Below are 21,302 nucleotides of genomic sequence, written 5' to 3' on the forward strand. Positions count from 1 at the left end.
AGCCGTCAGAAACAGGACACGCATCGATGCCCGTATTGGTCAGTTCACCTCCGAAGGCAGAGGTCGCGCTGTTCAACTCAACATACCGCGACCATATTTCTGTCCCGTCGCGCCTTGGGTCAAGTCAGATCGGTGCTGTCATTCGGCGGCGCGCTGGACAGGATCGCGTCCAGCAAACCGGGAAAGCGACTATCCAGATCGTCGCGGCGCAGGCTGAGCGTTCGGCCCCTGCCCTTGGGGTCATTGCGGATCACGCCCGCCTCACGCAGCACCCGCATCAGGTGCGATTTGGTGGATTTGGCGATGCTGGGGTCTTGCAACTGGCAGCGCGCCATATCGACGGGGCCTGCGACCAGTTGGGCAACGATCGCAAGGCGTGCGGGATCGCTGAGGGCAAACAACACCTGCGCAAGCACCAAATCCGCGCGGGCGGGATGCGGCAACTCTCCAACTGGAAAAGGGATATCTTCGCTCATAGTTCGAATATAGTTGAACAGTCGCCGCAAGGGTAGTAGGAAATTGTTCGAAAATAATCGAACAATAAACCAGCCAGCGCCCCGTGAGTGTATAATGCAAATTGAGATCCCCTATACCGCAAGACACCGCGCGGGCTTTGCCATCGTGCTGATTGGCCTGATGCTGATGATGGCCAGCGCAAGCGCGCCCTCGCCGTTCTATCCGGTCTTGCAGCGCGACATCGGCTTTTCTGACCCGGCGCTGACCGGAATCTTTGCAGTCTACACCGTGTTCCTGCTGGCAACGCTGCTCACCGCCGGGTCATGCTCGGACCATCTGGGCCGTCGCCCGGTTCTGTCTGTCGGGTTTGCCGGGCTCGCGCTGTCTTTGCTGGTGTTCGAGCAATCCGCCACGGTCGAAGGCCTGCTGATCGCCCGCGCCATCCAAGGCGTGGCCTGCGCGCTGCTGCTCTCGACGCTTTCGGCGACCATCGTGGATTTAGAGCCGCCGTCGAACCCCGGCAGCGCAGCCATTGTCAATTCGGTGATCCCGCTGATCGGGCTGGCCCTCGGTGCGCTGGCCGCAGGATTTATCATGACCGTGGCGGCAACCCCGAAACAGGATGTGTTCGACGGGCTGATCCTGCTCTGTCTGGTCCTATCCGCCGCCATTTGGGCCCTGCCCGAAACCTCACCCCGGCACGAAGGCTTGCTGTCAGCCCTCCGTCCCCGTATCGGCCTGCCACCCCGCGCCCGCGCCGCGTTTTGGCAGGCGGCCCCGGCGATCATCGCAGGTTGGGCGACGGGCGGGCTTTATCTGTCCCTCGGCGCGCCCATCGTCGCGCGGATCTTCGGGCTGCACAGCAGTCTGATGCAGGCTTTTGTCGTCACGCTGCTGTCAGGGATGGGCGCACTCGCCTGCTATCTCGCACGCCATCGCACCCCGCGTCAGATCACCCTCGGTGGCACCGCAGCGCTTTCCATCGGCACGGCGCTGACCCTGATCGGCATGGCGCTGCCCTCGCTGCCACTTTACCTTGTGGCGCTCTCCATTGCAGGCATGGGCTTTGGCACCTGCTTTTACGGGGCATTGCGCACGCTGATCCCGCTCAGCACACCAAATGAACGCGGCGAGTTCTTCGCAGCAATCCTGACCCTCAGCTACGCCGCCTTCGGCGCACCGACCCTGATCGCAGGGCTGCTGTTGCCGCAACTGGGGTTGACGGTGACGGCGGTTGGCTACGGCGTGATGATCGTCCTGCTCTCGGCCACCGCCGGCCTGATGCGCAAGTTTACCGCAACCGACTGACCTGCCGAGCCTAGATTTGCAACCTTCCCACCGCATCTTGCGCGCCCGTTCAGCTCAATGCACCGCAAGCCTGCCTGACGACAGGCAACCTCCCGGATGACCGTTCGGTGCAGGTGCACCATCTGGATAAGCGGTCAGCCATCGCGAAACATCCTCGCCCCACTCTGGGATCAGATCCACGCCAACACCGCCTCACTCATGAATTTCCAGCATGAACCTAAGGTCAGACCGACGGCTAATCGCAGGACCTGCAGTGGGCTATATCACCTGCCAACAGCCGTCATTTTGGCGACAAACCCAACGGAGTCTCCCCATGCAAACCATCGGCTATGCGGCGCACAGCGCCAGTTCAGACCTTGCCCCGTTCAATTTCACCCGCCGCGTACCCCGCCCCAATGATGTGGTAATGGAAATCCTTTACTGCGGCGTGTGCCATTCTGACCTGCATTGGTCGCACAACGACTGGGGCTGGACGACGTTCCCCGCCGTGCCGGGACATGAGATTGTCGGCCGGGTGATTGAGGTTGGATCGGCTGTCACGAAATACGCGACGGGGGATCATGTGGCCGTGGGCTGCATGGTCGACAGTTGCCAGCAGTGCGATCAGTGCAAAAACGGCGAAGAACAGCTGTGCCGCGAAGGCAATACTGGCACCTATGGTGGGCGGGATCGCATCAGCAAAGACATGACCTACGGCGGCTACTCTAAACACCTTGTCGTGCGTGAGGAGTTTGTTTTGCGGATGCCCAAGGGCTTGGATATCGCCAAGGCCGCACCGCTGCTCTGTGCCGGAATCACCACTTGGTCGCCGCTGCGCACATGGAATGTCGGCCCCGGCAGCCGGGTCGGCGTCATTGGTCTGGGCGGGCTTGGCCATATGGCGGTCAAGCTGGCGGCGGGCCTTGATGCGCATGTGACCGTGCTCAGCCGCACGGCGGACAAGAAGGCGGATGCTAAGGCACTTGGCGCGGCGGATCTGTTGATGTCATCCGACCTACAGGCAATGGCACAAGCGGCGAACGGCTTTGATCTGATCATCGACACCGTACCGGTGAAACACGATCTGAACCCTTATCTGCCGCTACTAGACGTTGACGGCACGCTGGTGATCGTCGGGCAAGTTGGCCCGATGGCAGAAATCTCGACCGTGCCCCTGCTGCTGGGCCGTCGCCGCATCGCCGGCTCGCCGATTGGTGGCATCCGCGAGACGCAAGAGATGCTCGACTTCTGCGCCGAAAAAGGCATCCTGCCGGACGTCGAGATGATCCGCATGGACGAGATCAACGCCGCTTTCGCGCGGATGGAGAAATCCGATGTGCGCTATCGCTTTGTGATCGACATGGCCTCACTGTCAGCTTGACCCACGCAGCCACCACCACTCCCCCATCGAAGGAAGCCCATCATGGAGATCAAACGCAACGGCACCACGGCCTCGGCCCGTGGCCCCGCAGATTGGTTTACCGGCACCGTCCGCATTGACGCCGCGTTCAACGCCACGGCCCCGGCGCGGGCGGGCGGTGCGATTGTCACCTTCGAGCCCGGCGCACGCACGGCTTGGCACACGCATCCTTTGGGCCAACGGCTGATCGTGACGGCAGGTCTGGGGCTGGCACAGCGCGAAGGCGGCCCGCTCGAGGAAATCCGCCCCGGCGATACCGTCTGGTTCGCGCCGGACGAAAAGCATTGGCACGGCGCGACTCCCACCGTTGCCATGACCCATATCGCCATCGCCGAAGCCTTGGATGGCCGCGCCGTTGATTGGCTGGAGCATGTCAGCGACGCCGATTACCCCGCCCCGTAGGGCTGAAAGCACTAACATGACACTCGCAACCCTGACTGAACCGACCGGCACCGCCGGGGTCGGCTGTCTGTCCTGATGCCGCACGCCAGCAGCGCGCTGTGCTGATCGTGGTGCTGGCAAGCTATCTGATGATCCTGCTGGACACCTCCATCGTCATCACCGGCTTGCCCGATATACGGGACGGCTTGGACTTTTTCCCGGCCGGGCTCAGCGGGGTGCAAAACGCCTATACGCTCAGCTTCGGTGGCTTCCTGATGCTGGGCGCGCGGGCGGGTGATCTGTTTGGCCGCCGTCGGGTCTATCTGGCCGGGGTTGCCCTGTTCACACTGGCGTCACTGGTGATTGGACTTGCTCCGAACCCCGCGACGCTGCTCACCGCGCGGGCAGTCCAAGGCATCGGCGCGGCGATCCTTGCCCCGACCACGCTGGCGCTGCTGTCCACCCATTTCGCCGAAGGCGAAGAGCGCAACCGCGCTGTCGCAATACGCCTCGACCGCCGGGGTTGGGGCCAGTCTTGGGTTGGTGCCAGTCTTGGGTTGGTACTGGGCGGCATTTTTGCGGGCTGGATTTCGTGGCGCGTGGGATTTCTGATCAATGTTCCGGTCGGCCTCGCGTTGCATCTCGCCGCCGCGCGCCTGCTGCCGGAAACCGAGGCCACGCCGGGACGGGTTGATATCGCCGGAGCCGTCACCTCGACCCTTGGCATGGGCGCGCTCGTCTTTGGCATCGTGCGCTCGGCCAGCTCGGGTTGGCAGGATCATCTGACGCTTGGCTTGGTCGCCGCAGGATTGGCGCTGGTCGCCTGCTTTCTGGGGATGCAAGCCCGCACCGCACAGCCGCTGCTGCCCCTGCACCTCTTTGCCGACAAAGGTCGCGCCGGGGCCTACGGCGCGCGGGCGCTGTTTCTGGGCGCAATGGTCAGCTTTTTCTTCTTCAGCACCCAGCTGATGCAAGGCGTTCTGCACATGACACCCGTGCAGGTCGGGTTCGGATTTCTGCCGATGACTGTCGTGACCTTCCTGATCTCACTGCTGCTGCCCCGCCTGCTGCGGCGCTTTGGCGGCGGCGTGGTACTGGCGGCAGCTTTCCTCTGCGCAGCGCTTGGCCTTGTTTGGCTGGCGCAAGCGCAAGCCGGGGCCAGCTATTGGATCGCCGTCGGCCTGCCAATGCTGTGGATCGGGCTTGGCAATGGCGCGGCTCTGGCACCGCTGACCGTCGCCGGAGTGCGCCGGGTGACACCACAGGATGCAGGTGCGGCCTCAGGGCTGGTCAACGCGGCACATCAGTTGGGCGGCACGTTGGGTCTGGCCGTGCTGGTGACGGTATTTGCCGCAGCGATGCGGGGAGCACCCACCTCAGACGCGATGGTGACCCACGGCATTTCGGCCGGACTTTACGGCGCGGCAGTGCTGCAAGGGCTGGGTCTGATCGTGACGCTATCCTTCGTTATTCGCGCCGACAAGGCGCACAAAGCCGTCTAATCTGAAAGGAAACTCCATGCCTGCACTCACCGTTCTGATCATCGGGGCCACTGGCAGCATTGGCCGCCCCGTGGTCGATCAAGCCCTATGCCAAGGCCACCGCGTCCGCGCTTTGGTCCGCGATGTAGACCGCGCCCGGCGCACTCTGCCCAAAGAGGTGGAACTGCTGGCAGGTGACCTCACCCGCCCCGAAACCCTCACCGCCGCAGTGCAAGGCGTCGATGCCGTGGTGCTGACCGTCAACGCCGATGGTGGTGGCAAGGCCGCTTCCGAGGCGATCTATTATACTGGGCTGCGCGATCTGTTGACGGTGATCGGCCCGCGCCGGACGCGCATCGCTCTGATGACCGCCATCGGCGTGACCGTCTGCGAAACCAGCTATCAACGCAGCAGCGAGTCGCATGATTGGAAGCGCCGCGCTGAGCGGTTGCTGCGCGCCAGCGGTCAAGATTACACCATCATCCGCCCCTGCTGGTTCGATTACAACGCCACCGAGATGCAGAAGCTTCTGCTATTACAAGGCGATACCCGCCGCTCTGGCACGCCGTCCGATGGTGCCGTGGGCCGCAAGCAGATCGCACGGGTTTTGATCGAAAGCCTGACCTGCCCCGCCGCCAACCGCAAAAGCTTTGAGTTGATCACCGAACGCGGACCCGAGCAAACCGATCTAACGCCACTGTTTGCCGCCCTAAACCCCGACCGCCCCGGCGGTCTGGATGGCGTGCGCGACATCGACAACCAGCCGCTGGCGCAAGAACCCGACCGCGTCCGCGCCGATCTGGCAGAACTCCGCGCCCGTATTGCAGCCACCTGACACAGCTCTGCGGCATTTATCCTCCGCGCTCATGAACCCAAGCGGGATTGCCCCTCTCATCCGCCCCCGGCCAGTCTTACTTTCAAGTTGCTGCATATTGGACAGCAGACCGCCATCCCCAACTGATAGGGCTCTGCATGAAACCCACCGCGAAACGTTCGGCGCTACGCGCCGCAATCATGCCCGTCGCCGCGATTACTGTTCAAGAGCTGGCCGAACCAAATCGTCTCACTTTCCCCGCAGCGCTCGCAGGGTTGGTGCATTGCAGCAAGCGCTGTGCATTACGCCATGACGGCGCTGCGGCGCCCCAGCTCAGCGCGTTAGCCAAGGCGCGCCCCCCTGGGGATAGAATTCAGTCATCCTTTTATGATATCACTGCCACACTGCAAGCTGCATAGGGTTCATAAATGAAGCGCGATGAACTCGGCGATCTTGTGGCCTTCTTAGCCGTCTATGAGGAACGCAGCTTCACCAAGGCGGCGGCGCGGCTGGGCACCTCGCAATCTGCGCTCAGCCATACCGTCAAGCGGCTGGAAGATCGCGTGGCGCTGCGGCTTCTGACCCGCACCACCCGCAACGTCTCTCCGACCGATGCCGATGAAAAGCTGGCCGAAGCGCTGCACCCCGCGCTGGATGATATCGAGGCGCGGCTGGATAGCCTGAACGCGCTGCGCGACCGTCCGGCGGGCAACATCCGCATCACCTCAAGCCGCGATGCCGGACGGGAAATCCTGTTTCCCAAGGCGCGCGATCTGATGCAGGACTACCCTGACATCAATATCGAAATCTCTGTGGATCAGAAGTTCACCGACATCGTCGCAGACCGCTTTGATGCTGGGGTACGTTTGGGCGAAAGCGTCAAAAAAGACATGATCGCGGTGCGCATCGGCCCCGATCTGAAGATGCTGGTGGCAGGCGCACCAAGCTATCTGGCCCAGCATGGCCAGCCGCAAACCCCCGCCGATCTGACGCGTTTCAACTGCATCAACCTGCGCCTGCCCACCCTCGGCGGGCTTTATGCGTGGGAGTTCGGCCAAGGCGACCGCTCGGTCGATGTCAGGGTCGAAGGCCAGTTTATCAGCAATGACCCCGATCTGATCATCGAAGCGGCAGTGGCTGGTTTGGGGCTGTGCTGCCTGACCGACAAACACCTGCAACCGTGGATCGACCGCGGTGCAGTGGTGCCCGTCTTGCAAGAGTGGAGCCAGAGTTTCCCCGGCTACCACCTTTACTATCCATCGCGGTTGCGCGGCTCGCCTGCATTTTCATTGCTGGTCGATAGGCTGCGTTGGCGCGGCTAGCGGCTGACGCCGCACTCAAGTCGCAAGACAGCGCCAAAGTTAAAGCCCGGTCATCGCAAGCACGGCCGCTGGCAACCGCTGCCCCACCAACGAGATTGCAGCGCTGCCGTGGTCAAGCTGCTGCATGTCTTCAGGCGTCAGGCTCAGCGCCGCACCGCCAAGATTTTCCCGTAAACGGGCCAAGCGCTTGGTGCCAGAGATCGGCACGATCTTCGCGCCGCGCGCAAGAAGCCATGCCAGCGCCACCTGTGCCGGCGTGGCACCGTGCCGCGCGGCCACGGCGCTGACCAGACCCACCAGCGCCTGATTGGCCCCGCGCGCTTCTGTGCTAAAGCGCGACACCATCGGGCGAAAATCCCCCGGCGCGAAGGTGGTCTTGGCGGTGATCACCCCGGTCAGAAAGCCCGCGCCCAGCGGTGAGAACGGCACAAAGCCAATGCCAAGCTCGGCAATCATGGGCAGCAATCCAACCTCTGGGTCGCGGTGGAACAGGGAATATTCGCTTTGCACCGCCGCCACTGGCTGCACCGCATGGGCGCGGCGAACCGTAGCGGGCGCGGCTTCCGACAAGCCAAAATGCCCGACCTTACCCTCGGCGATCAACTCGCGCACCGTGCCCGCCACATCTTCAATCGGCACGGCGGGATCGACCCGGTGCTGATAAAACAGGTCGATGCGATCGGTTTTCAACCGCTTCAGCGCGGCCTCGGCCACCCGGCGGATCTGCGCAGGCTGGCTGTTGACGCCGCCGCTGCGGGCAGCAGTGACAGGGTCGATGTCAAAGCCAAACTTGGTGGCAATCACCACCTTATCGCGCAGAGATGCCAGTGCTTCGCCAACAATATCCTCGTTCGTCCACGGGCCATAAGACTCGGCGGTGTCAAAGAAGGTGACGCCAAGATCATAGGCATCGCGGATCGGACTGATGGCATCGGCGCGCTCGGGTACAGCACCATAAACACCGGTCAGGCTCATGCAGCCAAAGCCGATCTCTGAAACAACGGGGCCATTGCAGCCCAAGGTTCTGGTTTTCATCAAAGAATGTCCTGTGTCGGGCCAAGGGCGCCGCATCCGACGCGCCGCCTTGGCGTTCGATGCCGGCAATTCACCCTTTCTCACCGCCGTGATTAGACGGCTAAATCAGCTAAGCTTGATACTTGCGGCATATGAATAGCCTGCCCCGCTGACCAACCCTCTGGCCGCATTGCGGCCCAATATCTGCAGTAAATCCCAAGATCCTTCGTCCGATCTGGACCGCTGTCGAAAATTGCAAACGCAGAAAGACCAGTGATGGCCCGCAAAGTTCCGAAACGCGTCAGGGCACGGCAATGGGCGGGGCGCCCAGCCAACATTCTCAATGTGGCGGTCTCGCGCGCCCGGCAGACCCGATATGTGGTCGGTTCCGCCGCTGCATGGGCGGTGGCAAGCAACAGTCTGCAAATCTTGCAGCAGCAGTTGGCGCACGCGTGACATATCTTTGAAGTGGCGCGCGTCGCTCAGGACGACACCCATGGCGGCTTCAGACCCAAGCCGCTTATGGCGGCGGTCGGTCGGAACAGACGCGCCCTATCCGCAGCCCACCAGATCGCTTGCCAGCATCGCTGCAAAACCCCGCCTCCGCGCAACCCGCAGCTGTCATGCAGCTGTCATGACATGCGCGAGATGGAGCCACAGGACCGATACAGAAATGCCCTGCCACCTCGTCCCCGCCCCTGCAGCGAAGGCAATCGCCCGTATGCCGCGCGTCGGTATGGCAGACTAGATCTCGCCCAGCTTGCGAACGCCCTACTTGTGATACAGCCCCGCGTACTGGTCGCGCAGCAGGTTCTTCTGCACTTTGCCCATGGTATTGCGCGGAAGCTCGTCCATGAAAATCACCCGTTTGGGCTGCTTGAACCGCGCCAGACGGCCTTCCAATGCCGCGACGATGGCGGCTTCGGTCAGCGCAGGGCTACCCGTGGGCACCACAACCGCCGTCACGGCCTCGCCGTAATCCTTATGCGCAAGGCCGATCACTGCGGATTCCAGCACGCCGGGGATCTCGTCAATCTCGGCCTCGATCTCTTTGGGATAGACGTTGTAGCCGCCAGTGATGATCAGATCCTTGCCGCGCCCGATGATATGGACATAGCCGTTGTCGTCGATCCGCCCCAGATCGCCGGTGATAAAAAAACCGTTCGCGCGCAGCTCGGCGGCAGTTTTTTCCGGCATCCGCCAGTAGCCTTTGAACACATTGGCGCCGCGCACCTCGATCATGCCAATCTCACCCTGTGGCAGCTCCACGCCGCTTTCCGGGTCAGTCACAATCACCTCAGTCCCTGGCAGCGCCAGCCCCACCGTGCCCGCCACCCGCGCGCCATCATAGGGGTTCGAGGTATTCATATTGGTCTCTGTCATGCCGTAACGTTCAAGGATCGCATGACCGCTGCGCACCCGCCATGCGCGGTGGGTTTCGGCCAGCAGCGGAGCCGAACCCGAAACGAACAAACGCATATGGGCGGTGGTCTCTGCATTCAACCTATCATCCTCCAGCAGGCGGACGTAAAAAGTCGGAACCCCCATCAGCACCGTCGCCCGCGCCATCAGATCAAAGACGCGCTCGGGGTCGAACTTCGGCAGCAAGATCATCGACGCGCCCGAGAACAGCGTGACGTTTGTGGCCACGAACAGCCCATGGGTGTGGAAAATTGGCAAGGCGTGGATCAGCACATCTTTGTCGGTGTAGCGCCACGCCTCACGCAGCGACAAAGCGTTGGACACCAGATTGCCATGCGTCAGCATAGCGCCTTTCGAGCGCCCCGTGGTGCCCGAGGTATACAGCAACGCCGCCAGATCGTCCTTGTCGCGCAGCACGATGTCAAAACCTGAAGGGGCCGAGGCTGCGGCATCACTCAGGCTGCCTTTGCCCTTGGCATCCAGCGTCACCATCCGCGCCCCGGCCTGTTCAGCGGCCTGTGTCAGATCAGCCGCACGCGCAGGGTCGCAAACAAACAAACTGGGCTCCGCATCACCGATGAAATACGCAATTTCTGCCGCCGTATAGCCGGTGTTCAGTGGCAAAAACACCGCACCCGCGCGGGCGGTGGCAAGATAGAGGATGATCGCCTCGACCGATTTCTCCACCTGCACCGCCACGCGGTCATCCGGCTTCACCCCCAAAGCCACCAGCGCATTGGCCATCCGGCCCGTGCGCGCGACCAGATCGCCGTAGCTGATGCGCGCGCCGTCCGGCGTCTCAATCGCCGTGGCCCCGGCATCGGTGATCGAGCGGGCAAGAATGTCGAACAGGTTGGCGTTCATGGAAAACTCCTGCAAAAACCGAAATCAAAGCTTACCGGCGGGCAGCACGGTTTGCACGCTCTGCGCAGCGGCGACAGGACTGCGCGCGGCACAGCCTTGGCGGTTGGTCACAATCTGAGCAAGATCATAGAGAGCGTTCACCTTCAACCCATGCGATTGTTTCAACCCATGGGCCGATATATCACCCAAACAGGCCCGCCGTTCTAGGCGCACATTGCGCAAGGGAAATCGCACCACGGGGGCGATCATACGCCGCGGGGATCGCGAAGCGCAGCAATAGCGGGCAACGCGCGCTTCGGCGCCTCCGCCACCTGCTTGCTCACAGCGTTGCCGAAAGTCGACCCTTTCGCGCCCTCTGTGGGCCGGAGCAACAGCGTTTGCTGCAGCACAACACCCCGGTTTGAACCTGTTACCGACATGGCAAGCATCGAGCACACCCACTGGCACAGCCGATCCGAACCTCAATTACCCTGAAAAGCCTCATCTTGCGGCAAGGCCCCACCCCAACCCACCCATCTTTACGCCGCCTTTACGCGAAAGCCTCACCTTCGACATATCGCCCTCACGCGAGGTTCTGGCAAAACGCACGGGTCAATCCCGGAGCACACCATGTCCGATCTCATCTACCTATCCCTAACCTTTGCCGCTTTTGGCGGCTGTGCGGCGCTGATCCGCATCCTAGACCGTCTGTGAGGAAATAATGTTCGACCTGATCCTAGGCCTTGCCGTTGCGGCGGGGCTGTTTGTCTATCTTGGGGTGGCGCTGATCGCCCCCCATCGTTTCTAGGGGCAAATGATGACCCTGATTTCATACATCCTCTACTTCGCCGTACTGACAGCGCTTGCCCTTGGCTTAGCTGTCTGGATGCAACGGGTGTTTGAGGCCCGTATCCCGGCTTTGGTTTGGGTGGACCGCATCGTCTTGCGCAGCGCGGGGGTTGACCCCGACCGTCAGATGAACTGGGCCGCCTATGCCATGGCGGTGCTGGCCTTCAACCTTGCAGGCTTTGTGGTGCTTTACGCGCTGCTGCGCTTGCAGGGCTATCTGCCGCTGAACCCCGACGGCATGGGCGCTATGTCGCCCGATCTTGCGTTCAACACCGCCGTCAGCTTTATCACCAACACCAACTGGCAAGCCTATTCCGGCGAGGCGCAACTGTCTTACCTGTCGCAAATGGCCGGGCTGACGGTGCAAAACTTCGTCTCTGCCGCCAGCGGCATGGCGGTGGGCGTGGCGGTGATCCGGGGCTTTTCCGGCCCCAAAGACGGCGGGCTTGGCAACTTCTGGGCCGATATGACCCGCGCGACGCTGTGGATTCTTCTGCCGCTGTCGATTGCGCTGGCGCTGTATCTCGCCGCCCAAGGTGTGCCACAAACCCTGCTCGGTGCTGTCCACACCACCGGGCTTGAGGGCGCAGAACAGATCATCCCGCGCGGCCCTGCTGCGACGCAGATTGCCATCAAACAACTCGGCACCAACGGCGGTGGCTTTTTCGGCGTCAACTCGGCGCATCCGTTTGAGAACCCGACGATTGCATCTGACCTTGCACAATGCCTGTCGATCCTGCTGATCCCGGTGGCGTTCTGCTTCCTGTTCGGCTCCATGGCACGCGAACGCCGCCAAGGTTGGGCGATCTTTGGCGCCATGGGCATCATGCTGCTGGCGGGCCTTGCGGTGATCCATTTCTACGAGACCGCAGGCAACCCGAGCCTTGGCATCGGCGCGAATATGGAGGGCAAAGAGGCCCGCTTCGGCGCAATGCTGTCCTCGCTGTGGGCGGCGTCCACCACGGCAGCCTCGAACGGCTCGGTCAACGCGATGCATGACAGCTTTATGCCGCTGTCGGGCATGGTGCTGATGGTGTTCATGCAGATCGGTGAGGTGATCTTCGGCGGTGTCGGCTCCGGCCTCTATGGCATGCTGCTCTATTGCATCATCGCGGTGTTCTTGGCCGGGCTGATGGTCGGGCGCACCCCCGAATACCTTGGCCGCAAGATCGAAGCCCGCGAAGTGACGCTGGCCGTGGTGGGCTTCCTGTCCATGCCGCTGGGTATTCTGGTGGTCGGCGCGTTTGCTTCCACCCTACCCAGCGCCTTGGCCGCGATTCAAGATCCCGGCCCGCATGGCTTCAGCGAAGTGCTCTACGCCTATTCGAGCGCCACCGGCAACAACGGCTCGGCCTTCGGCGGCTGGGGGGCATCGCTGCCGTGGCACACCACCGCCATGGGTCTGGTGATGATCCTTGGCCGCTATGCGATGATCATTCCGGTGCTGGCGATTGCAGGCTCGCTGTCGCGCAAGACCAAAGCCGAGGCCACCGCTGGCACCTTCCCGACCCATGGGCCGCTGTTCGTCACGCTCTTGATCCTGACCGTGCTGATCCTCGGCGCACTCACCTTCTTTCCTGTGCTGGCCCTTGGACCGATTGCGGAAGAAACCGCACGCGTCGCTGGTCAAAGCTTTTAAGGAACCAAACCCATGTCTAATTCCATCCCAACCGCAAGCCTGCGCGATCTGGCCCCAGCCGCCTTGCGTCAAACCTTCGTCAAGCTGGACCCGCGCGGCCTTGCCCGCAACCCAGTGATCTTCACCACAGCGGTGGTCGCCCTGATGACCACCATCCTCGCGCTGCGCGATATTGGCAGCGGCACGGTAGGCGGCTGGCAAGCGCTACATATCTCAATCTGGCTCTGGCTCTGCGTGCTGTTCGCCAACTTCGCCGAGGCTTTGGCCGAAGGTCGCGGTAAAGCCCGCGCTGATACGCTGCGCGCGACCAAAACCAAAGGCTATGTCAAACGCCTCGAAGGGCCGCAAAGCGAATTCGATGTGGCCCTGCTGACTCCGATTGATGACTTGCAAGCGGGCCAGTTCGTGCTGGTCGAGGCCGGCGATATCATCCCGACCGATGGCGAAGCCATGCGCGGTGTCGCTTCGGTGAACGAAAGTGCCATCACCGGCGAAAGTGCCCCGGTGATCCGCGAGGCCGGGGGGGATCGCTCCTCTGTCACCGGCGGCACCACGGTGGTTTCCGATTGGCTGGTGCTGCGCATCACCGCCGAGCCGGGCAAAAGCTTCATGGACCGCATGATTGCCTTGGTTGAGGGTGCCGAGCGGCAAAAGACCCCGAATGAAATCGCCCTGAACATCCTGCTCGCCGGGCTGACGCTGATCTTCCTGTTCGTCGTCGTCACCCTGCCCGCTTTCGCCAGCTTTGCCGGGCTGAACATCCCCGTCGTGGTGCTGGGCGCACTATTCGTCACACTGATCCCCACCACCATCGGTGGCCTGCTGTCCGCCATCGGCATCGCCGGGATGGACCGTCTGGTGAAATTCAACGTCATCGCCAAATCCGGCCGCGCGGTGGAGGCCGCAGGTGACGTGGACACGCTGCTACTGGATAAAACCGGCACCATCACCTTCGGCAACCGTATGGCCGACGCGCTGATCCCCGCCCCCGGTGTCGATATGGCGACCTTGGCCGAGGCGGCTTACCTTGCCTCGCTGGCCGATGAGACGCCCGAGGGCCGTTCCATCGTCGAGAAAGCCCGCGCGTTGCTGGGCCGTGACCTTGCCCTGCCGGAAGGCTCCACCCCGGTCGAGTTCACAGCCCAAACCCGCCTGTCGGGCCTCGACCTCGCCGACGGCACCAGCCTGCGCAAAGGGGCCATCGACGCCGTGGTACGCCTGACCACGCAAATCCCCGCCCCTGCCCTCGCGCAAGAAATCGACGCGATTGCCCGCTCTGGCGGCACGCCTCTGCTGGTCTCCAGCGGCTACACCATCCTTGGGGCTGTGCATCTGAAAGACGTGGTGAAACCCGGCGTGCGCGAGCGTTTTGCCGAACTCCGCGCCATGGGCATCCGCACCGTGATGATCACCGGCGACAACCCCCTGACCGCCGCCGCCATCGCCGCCGAAGCCGGAGTCGATGATTTCCTCGCCGAAGCCACGCCGGAAATGAAGCTCGACCTGATCAAGCGCGAACAATCCGGGGGGCGTTTGGTTGCGATGTGTGGCGACGGCTCCAACGACGCCCCCGCTTTGGCACAAGCAGATGTGGGCGTGGCGATGAACGCAGGCACCCCGGCGGCGAAAGAGGCAGCCAACCTGATCGACCTCGACAGCGATCCCACCAAACTGATCGAAATCGTCATGGTCGGCAAAGAACTTTTGATCTCGCGCGGCTCGCTGACCACCTTCTCCATCGCCAATGACGTGGCGAAATACTTCGCCATCCTTCCGGCGATGTTTGTAGGCGCCTATCCCGGCCTCGCTGTGCTGAACATCATGGGCCTCGCCTCGCCCAATTCGGCGATCCTGTCGGCGGTGATCTTCAACGCGTTGATCCTAATTGCCCTCGTCCCCCTCGCGCTGCGCGGCGTGAAATACACCCCCTCCTCGGCAGCGGTGCTGCTGCGCCGCAATCTGCTGATCTACGGCTTAGGCGGCCTGATCGTGCCCTTCATCGGCATCAAGGCGATTGACCTCGCCCTCGTCGCGCTCCATCTGGCCTAAGGAACCCATCATGCTTTCCCATCTTCGTCCCGCAATCACCCTCACGCTTGGCTTCACCCTGCTCACAGGCCTCGCCTATCCCTTGGCAATCACTGGAGCGGCACAGGCGCTGTTCCCGACCCAAGCCAACGGCAGCTTTATCGAGAAAGGTGGCGCGGTGGTAGGCTCTGCCCTGATCGCGCAGTCCTTCACGAAAGCAGGCTATCTGCACCCCCGCCCCTCGGCCTCAAGCTACGGCGCGACCCCGTCTGGAGCCTCCAACCTCGGCCCCACCAACGCATCCCTGATCGCCAGCGTCGCCGAACGCCGCACCGCCTATACCGCCGAGAACGGCGCAGAGGCACCGATTGATGCAGTAACAACCTCGGCCTCTGGCCTAGACCCCGACATCAGCCCGGAAAACGCCGCCGCCCAAGCCGCCCGGATCGCCACCGCCCGCAACGCCGATCCCGCCGCCGTGCAAGCGCTGATCGCACAGCAGGTCAAAGCCCCACTGCTGGGCCTGTATGGAGAGCCGACGGTAAATGTGCTGCAAACCAACCTCGCGCTGGATGCGGCCTTCCCCCTGCCGAAATGACGCGATCATCGCATCAGATCGGTCTCACTCCAGCCAAGAGCGGCCATATCCGCCGCCCTTGCCACCGCATCGTCGCCGACGATGAACTCGTCCAACTGCGGCGGCGCGATGGCAGTCGAGGACAGCATCGCATGAACCTGCCCGCGATGGTGCGTCTGATGCTGAAACAGATGCGACAGCAGATCATCCGCCCGGTCAAGTTGCTGCCGCTCGCCACGATCCACACTGACGATCCGGGCCAGCCCCTCGGGCGTGAGCCCCCCTACAAACGCCAACAACCGCGCGTCACACGCGCCCTGCGCCGCAACCAGCGCCTCCAGCGTCACCAACCCCCGCGCATCGCCCAGCGCTGCACGGTCCAGCCGATTGCCCTCCAGCGCATTGATATAAAATCGATCCACCAGCAAAATATGGTTCAACGTCGCGCGGATGGACGGGAAAAAACCCACGCGCGGCGCGGCATACTCCTCTGCCGACAGGAGCGCGCAGGCACCATGCAAGCGATGGTTGGCAAGTCGGTTCATTTGCGCCAGTTTACGCCACACGCGGCAGGGATCACGGGATGATGCAGACACGAACTTTCCTCCCTTATTCCCGGCAAAACTACCGCAGCGCAGGCTTTGCGGCTAGGGGCCAAAGCCATGGCTGACACCGACACCCGCCCCTCGCCCGCAGCCCTGTTGGACCGCGCCAACCGCGAAGGCCGTGGGCGGTTGAAGATCTTCATCGGCGCGGCCCCCGGTGTCGGCAAAACTTGGTCGATGCTGGACGACGGCCACCGCGAATGGGCCAAGGGCGTCGATGTGCTCGCCGCGGTCATCGAAACCCATGGCCGCGCGGAAACCGAGGCCAAACTCGCAGGCCTGCCCCTGCTGCCGCGCAAACCCGTGCTCTACAAAAACCGCGCCCTGACCGAGATGGATCTCGACGCCCTGCTCGCCCGCCGCCCCACACTGGCGCTGATTGATGAGCTGGCCCACACCAATGCCGAAGGCGGCCGCCATGAAAAACGCTGGCAGGATGTGGCCGAAGTCTTAGCCGCAGGCATCAACGTCTACACCACGCTGAACATCCAACATATTGAAACCCTCAACGAAACCGTCGCCCGTATCACCGGCGTCCGGGTGCGCGAAACCGTGCCCGATCAGGTGCTGGAACTCGCCGATGAGATCGAATTGATCGACCTGCCCCCCGATGAACTGCTCGAACGCCTGAAGGCAGGCAAAATCTACCCGCAAGATCAGGCCGCCCGCGCCCTCACCTCGTTCTTCGTCAAAGGCAACCTCACCGCCCTGCGCGAACTCGCGATGCGCACCGCCGCCGACCGGGTTGACGCGCAACTGCGCGAGCATATGGCCGCCAATGCCATCGAAGGCCCATGGCCCACCCAAGAACGCATCCTCGTTTGCCTGAACGACAGCCCCGCCGCCCGCGAAGCCATCCGGGTGGCCAAACGATCCGCCGACCGCGCCCGCGCCGATTGGATCGCGGTGAATGTCACCTCCGCCCGCCAGAATGACCTTGGCGAAGCGCAGCGTGACCGAATTTCCACCGCCCTGCGCCTCGCCGAACGCCTAGGCGCCGAGGTGGCAACCCTAGAGGCCGAGAACGACACCGCCAGCGCCATCCTGTCCTATGCCCGCGCGCGCAATGTCCGCCGCATCATTGTAGGCTACCCCCGCCGCCGCCCGTGGTTCACCCGCTGGCTGCAAGAAGACGTGGTGCAAAACCTGATGCGCGGTGCCGGGTCGTTCGAGATAACCGTCGCCTCGCAACCCGACGAACGCCTAGCCTCAGAACGCCCCCGCCTCACTCTGACCCCGCCCTCGCTTCGCGGCATCGCCGAGGCTATCGGCATTACTCTGCTCGCCAATCTCGCCGCCACTTTGGCCGACAGGCTGTTCCCCGTGGCATCCCTGTCGGTGATCTTCATGACCGCCGTGGTGATCGTGGCGTCGCGTCAAGGCAATCTGCCCGCCATCCTCGCCTCGATCCTCGGCTTTTTCTCTTACGATTTCTTCTTCGTCGAGCCGCGCTGGACCTTCACCATCACCGACCGCGGCGAAGTGCTCACCCTCTGCCTGTTCCTCGTGGCCTCTCTGATCACCGGCAACCTCGCCGCCCGCCTGCGCCAGCGCGTCCGCGTGCAAACCGAAATCGCCGACCGCACCAACAAGCTTTACGATTTCAGCCGCAAAGTCGCCGCCGCCGCCCAGCGCGATGATCTAATCTGGGCCGTCGTCAGCCATGTCGCGGTCAGCTTGCGCTGCGAAAGCATCCTGTTGATGCCAGACACCAGCGAAACGCTGCAAGTCGTCGGCGGCTTCCCCCCGGAAGACCGTCTAGAAGTCCGCGACCAAACCGCCGCCCAATTCGCATGGGACAAAGGCCAGCCCGCCGGGCGCGGATCAGACACCCTGCCCACCGCGCGCTGGTATTTCATGCCGCTGAAAACCAACGAGAACCGCTTGGGTGTTCTCGGCATCGCCTTTAGCAACGACGGCGCGCTGACCCGGCTGGATCAACGCCTGATGGATGCGCTCAATGATCAGATCGTGCTGGCGCTGGAGCGCCTACGGCTGACCGAAGACCTCGCCTCCACCCGCCTTGCCACCGAGACCGAACGCCTGCGCACCGCTTTGCTGTCGTCCGTCAGCCACGACCTGCGCACGCCGCTTGTCACCATCATCGGCGCCGCAGGCAGTCTGACTGACCCCGACGATCTGCCCGAGGCCAGCCGCTTAGAGCTGGCCGAACTGATCCGCGAAGAAGGTGAACGCCTCGACCGCTATGTGCAAAACCTGCTCGACATGACCCGGCTTGGCCATGGCGCACTCCACCCCCATCTCTCCGCCGTCGATCTGGCCGAAGTCGTAGGCTCCGCCCGCCACCGCATGCGCGCCATCTTGCGGCTGCATCCGCTGACCACCGATCTGCCGCAACCCTTGCCACAAGTGCAAGCCGATCCGGTCCTGCTGGAACAAGTCCTGTTCAACATCATCGACAACGCCGCCAAATACGCGCCCGAAGGCAGCGAGATCACGCTCTCCGCCAAAACCAACGGCACCCTGCTGACCCTGACCATCGCCGACAGCGGCCCCGGCATCCCCCCCGAAGACCGCGACCGCATCTTCGAGATGTTCTTCCGGGTTGAAAGCGGCGATCGCCAACGCGCAGGCACTGGCTTGGGCTTGGCTATCTGCAAAGGCCTGATCGAAGCCATGGGCGGCTCCATCCGCGCCGAAGCCACATGGCCAAACGGCACTGGCACGCGTATCGTGATCACGCTGCAAATCCTCATCGCAGCCCAAACCTGAGCCCTCGAAAGCCATATGACAACCGCCCGTATCCTCGTCATCGACGACGAAGCCCCGATCCGCCGCTTTCTGCGGGTGGCGCTGGAATCCGATGGCCATGATGTGATCGAGGCCGCCACCGCCCGCGAAGGCCTGCTCGCCGCCGCCCGTGAAACCCCCGCCATGCTGATCCTCGATCTCGGCCTGCCCGATGCCGATGGCCTGAGCGTGCTGCGCGATCTGCGCGGGTGGAGCACGATGCCGGTGCTGATCCTCTCCGTCCGCGCCGATGAGGCGGGCAAGGTCGCAGCCCTTGATGCAGGCGCGCAGGATTACGTCGTCAAACCCTTCAGCGTCAAAGAACTGCTCGCCCGCGTCCGCAGCCTGCTGCGCGACCGCAGCCCCAATGACTCCGCCCCCGCCCTCATCACCGCAGGCGATCTGCGCATCGACGCCGCCCTGCACCAAGTCAGCCAAAGCGGCACCATCCTGCACCTGACCAAGCGCGAGTTTGACATGCTGTGGATGCTCGCCTCAAACACCGGACGGCTGGTGACGCAAACCATGATCCTCAGCACGCTCTGGGGCCCCGCCCATGCCGAAGACAGCCAATACCTGCGGGTGTTCATTCGCCAGTTGCGCGCCAAACTCGGCGACGACGCCGCCAACCCGCGCTACATCATGACCGAACCCGGTGTCGGCTACCGCTTCATCGCCAGCAATGACTCTGTGGGCAACTGACTCGCCGCCTTGCCACAACAATCCCCGTAGCCCCTCGTCAAAACCTCTCAACCGCGGTTGGCATTCCAGCCGCCGTTGCCCTACGCTGTCCCCATCAAACGCCCCGTGCCACGCCACGGCGGCCAGAAAAAACATATAGGATCAAACACATGGCTGATAAAATCCGTTGGGGAATTCTGGCAACCGGCTGGATCGCCGAGTTGTTCGTCACAGACCTGCACCTGACCGGTCATAGCGTCACCGCCGTAGGCTCGCGCACCGCCGCCAGCGCTGAACGCTTTGCGAAAGCCTTCAACATCCCCACGGCCCACGCCAGCTACGAGGCCCTCGCCGCCGACCCGAATGTCGATATCATCTACATCGCCACTCCACACCCGCAGCATGTCGCGGCAGCCAAACTTGCGCTGAACGCGGGTAAACATATCCTTGTCGAAAAACCCTTCACCATCAACGCCACCGAGGCCATCGAGATCACCACCCTCGCCCGCGCCAAAGGCCTGTTGGTTCTGGAAGCGATGTGGACGCGCTTTCTGCCCCACATGCACCGCATCCGCGAAATCATCGCCGCAGGCACGATTGGCGAGGTCCGCTCGATCACCGCCGACCACAGCCAGAAACTCTCCGACGACCCCAAACACCGCCTGAACGACCTCGCCCTTGGTGGCGGTGCGCTGCTAGATCTCGGCATCTACCCGATCTCGTTCACATGGGATATTTTGGGCAAACCCGACAGCATGCACGCAAGCGCAACCTTCCGCGCAACCGGGGCCGATGCGCAGGTGGCGACGATCTTCCACTATGCCTCGGGCGCCATCGCCACCACTTTGTCGTCCTCTGACAGCGCCGGTCCCAACCGCGCTTGCGTCGTAGGCTCCAAAGGCCGCATTGAGATCGACCGCGTCTGGTACGAACCCACCAGCTTCCGCGTCTACGCAAGCGACAACAGCCTGATCGAAACCTTCGATCAATCCCGCATTGGCCGCGGCATGCAATATCAAGCCGAGGAAGCCGAAGCACTGATCGCCGCAGGCAAGATCGCAAGCGTCCTGCTGCCGCCCGAGCAAACCGTGCAGATCATGCAAACCCTAGATACCCTGCGCGCCCAGATCGGCCTGAAATACCCAAGCGAGGCTTGATCTGCGCAGCCCAAAACAAGAAAAGTCCCGAAACAAGAAAGGCGGTGGCACCCCAGATGCCACCGCCCATTCTTCGGGGGAAAAACGCTTTGGTCGCAAAAGTTCCAACAAACTGCTTTTGAATATGTCTTTTGATAGCCCGAGTCTCAGTGCCGCCGCATACCCAAATTGCGGTAGGCGCGCGAATAAACTGACCCTAGGGAACGCTGATTTCTCGGCGTCACCCCACCACTTATTCCGCGCACAAGGAATTGCTCTTTTCGAAATACTCCCGTGCGGAGCACTCCGCCCGCACAACCCCATAACCATGTGCCGCCATCGGGGGCATCGAGCCCCCTCCTGCGGCTGCTGCCGCTGCAAGCTGCAAACCGCCCACCCATCCGATCCCCGGCAGCGCCGTTCAAAGGGGCTCCATTCGGCGGGCAAACGCGCCCCCAGCGCCTTTGCTTTTCCGCCTCATACCTCTGCGGACGGCACCGCCTTCTCAGTACATCGCGCCGCACCAACAGCACACGCGCAAACAAGAAAGGCGGCGGCACCCCAGATGCCACCGCCCTTTCTTCGGGGAAAAAGTT

The 21,302-nt window shown here is 62.8% G+C and carries 18 protein-coding genes; 13 read left to right on the top strand and 5 right to left on the bottom strand.

Annotation, left to right across the window (positions count from 1 at the left end; all coding sequences use genetic code 11):
* Positions 1-119: 119 nt before the first annotated feature.
* On the bottom strand, positions 120-476 hold the full coding sequence (locus AKV04_RS14910) for an ArsR/SmtB family transcription factor (protein WP_054007221.1): 357 nt from the start codon (positions 474-476) through the stop codon (positions 120-122).
* A gap of 94 nt (positions 477-570) precedes the next feature.
* Between AKV04_RS14910 and AKV04_RS14915 the strand changes: the two genes are divergently transcribed.
* The 6 genes from AKV04_RS14915 to AKV04_RS14940 all read left to right on the top strand — a co-directional run bounded on the left by AKV04_RS14915 (position 571) and on the right by AKV04_RS14940 (position 7,161).
* Positions 571-1,764, top strand: coding sequence for an MFS transporter (locus tag AKV04_RS14915; protein ID WP_054007222.1), 1,194 nt, complete (start codon positions 571-573; stop codon positions 1,762-1,764).
* 313 nt (positions 1,765-2,077) lie between these two features.
* Positions 2,078-3,124, top strand: coding sequence for an NAD(P)-dependent alcohol dehydrogenase (locus tag AKV04_RS14920; RefSeq protein ID WP_054007223.1), 1,047 nt, complete (start codon positions 2,078-2,080; stop codon positions 3,122-3,124).
* Positions 3,125-3,166: 42 nt separating this feature from the next.
* Positions 3,167-3,565: a (R)-mandelonitrile lyase gene (locus tag AKV04_RS14925; RefSeq protein WP_054007224.1), complete on the top strand. Its 399-nt coding sequence runs from the start codon at positions 3,167-3,169 to the stop codon at positions 3,563-3,565.
* A gap of 98 nt (positions 3,566-3,663) precedes the next feature.
* Positions 3,664-5,046: an MFS transporter gene (locus AKV04_RS14930; protein ID WP_054007225.1), complete on the top strand. Its 1,383-nt coding sequence runs from the start codon at positions 3,664-3,666 to the stop codon at positions 5,044-5,046.
* 16 nt (positions 5,047-5,062) lie between these two features.
* Positions 5,063-5,860, top strand: a complete 798-nt coding sequence (locus AKV04_RS14935) for an SDR family oxidoreductase (RefSeq protein WP_054007226.1) — start codon at positions 5,063-5,065, stop codon at positions 5,858-5,860.
* 407 nt (positions 5,861-6,267) lie between these two features.
* Entirely contained in the window at positions 6,268-7,161 is an 894-nt protein-coding gene (locus tag AKV04_RS14940; protein WP_054007227.1) for a LysR family transcriptional regulator, read from the top strand.
* 39 nt (positions 7,162-7,200) lie between these two features.
* Here the strand turns inward: AKV04_RS14940 and AKV04_RS14945 are convergent, their stop codons facing one another.
* The 3 genes from AKV04_RS14945 to AKV04_RS27580 form a co-directional block, all read right to left on the bottom strand.
* Positions 7,201-8,196, bottom strand: a complete 996-nt coding sequence (locus tag AKV04_RS14945; protein ID WP_054007353.1) for an aldo/keto reductase — start codon at positions 8,194-8,196, stop codon at positions 7,201-7,203.
* A gap of 750 nt (positions 8,197-8,946) precedes the next feature.
* Positions 8,947-10,461 (bottom strand): malonate--CoA ligase, encoded by a 1,515-nt coding sequence (locus AKV04_RS14955; protein ID WP_054007229.1) that lies wholly within the window; start codon positions 10,459-10,461, stop codon positions 8,947-8,949.
* Between the two features lie 24 nt (positions 10,462-10,485).
* Positions 10,486-10,908, bottom strand: a complete 423-nt coding sequence (locus AKV04_RS27580; protein ID WP_328287154.1) for a malonyl-CoA decarboxylase domain-containing protein — start codon at positions 10,906-10,908, stop codon at positions 10,486-10,488.
* 253 nt (positions 10,909-11,161) lie between these two features.
* Between AKV04_RS27580 and kdpF the strand changes: the two genes are divergently transcribed.
* The 4 genes from kdpF to kdpC are packed head-to-tail and all read left to right on the top strand — an operon-like array spanning position 11,162 to position 15,554.
* Complete coding sequence (gene kdpF, locus AKV04_RS27870) at positions 11,162-11,248, top strand: K(+)-transporting ATPase subunit F (protein WP_054007232.1); 87 nt, start codon at positions 11,162-11,164, stop codon at positions 11,246-11,248.
* Positions 11,249-11,257: 9 nt separating this feature from the next.
* Positions 11,258-12,928, top strand: a complete 1,671-nt coding sequence (gene kdpA / locus AKV04_RS14975) for a potassium-transporting ATPase subunit KdpA (RefSeq protein WP_082351659.1) — start codon at positions 11,258-11,260, stop codon at positions 12,926-12,928.
* A 12-nt stretch (positions 12,929-12,940) separates the two neighbouring features.
* Positions 12,941-14,977, top strand: coding sequence for a potassium-transporting ATPase subunit KdpB (gene kdpB, locus AKV04_RS14980; protein ID WP_054007234.1), 2,037 nt, complete (start codon positions 12,941-12,943; stop codon positions 14,975-14,977).
* 10 nt (positions 14,978-14,987) lie between these two features.
* Entirely contained in the window at positions 14,988-15,554 is a 567-nt protein-coding gene (kdpC, locus tag AKV04_RS14985) for a potassium-transporting ATPase subunit KdpC (RefSeq protein WP_054007235.1), read from the top strand.
* A gap of 5 nt (positions 15,555-15,559) precedes the next feature.
* On the opposite strand, the gene AKV04_RS14990 is transcribed toward kdpC, so the two are convergent.
* Positions 15,560-16,129, bottom strand: a complete 570-nt coding sequence (locus AKV04_RS14990) for a DinB family protein (protein WP_235815651.1) — start codon at positions 16,127-16,129, stop codon at positions 15,560-15,562.
* Between the two features lie 66 nt (positions 16,130-16,195).
* Here AKV04_RS14990 and AKV04_RS14995 point away from each other — a divergent pair, with 66 nt between their 5' ends.
* From AKV04_RS14995 to AKV04_RS15005, 3 genes are all read left to right on the top strand, one after another.
* On the top strand, positions 16,196-18,871 hold the full coding sequence (locus tag AKV04_RS14995) for a sensor histidine kinase (RefSeq protein WP_054007236.1): 2,676 nt from the start codon (positions 16,196-16,198) through the stop codon (positions 18,869-18,871).
* Between the two features lie 15 nt (positions 18,872-18,886).
* On the top strand, positions 18,887-19,591 hold the full coding sequence (locus AKV04_RS15000) for a response regulator (protein WP_054007237.1): 705 nt from the start codon (positions 18,887-18,889) through the stop codon (positions 19,589-19,591).
* Positions 19,592-19,740: 149 nt separating this feature from the next.
* Entirely contained in the window at positions 19,741-20,727 is a 987-nt protein-coding gene (locus AKV04_RS15005) for a Gfo/Idh/MocA family protein (RefSeq protein WP_054007238.1), read from the top strand.
* Positions 20,728-21,302: the final 575 nt, after the last annotated feature.

It is taken from the genome of Cypionkella psychrotolerans (assembly GCF_001294535.1).
GTDB lineage: Bacteria > Pseudomonadota > Alphaproteobacteria > Rhodobacterales > Rhodobacteraceae > Cypionkella > Cypionkella psychrotolerans.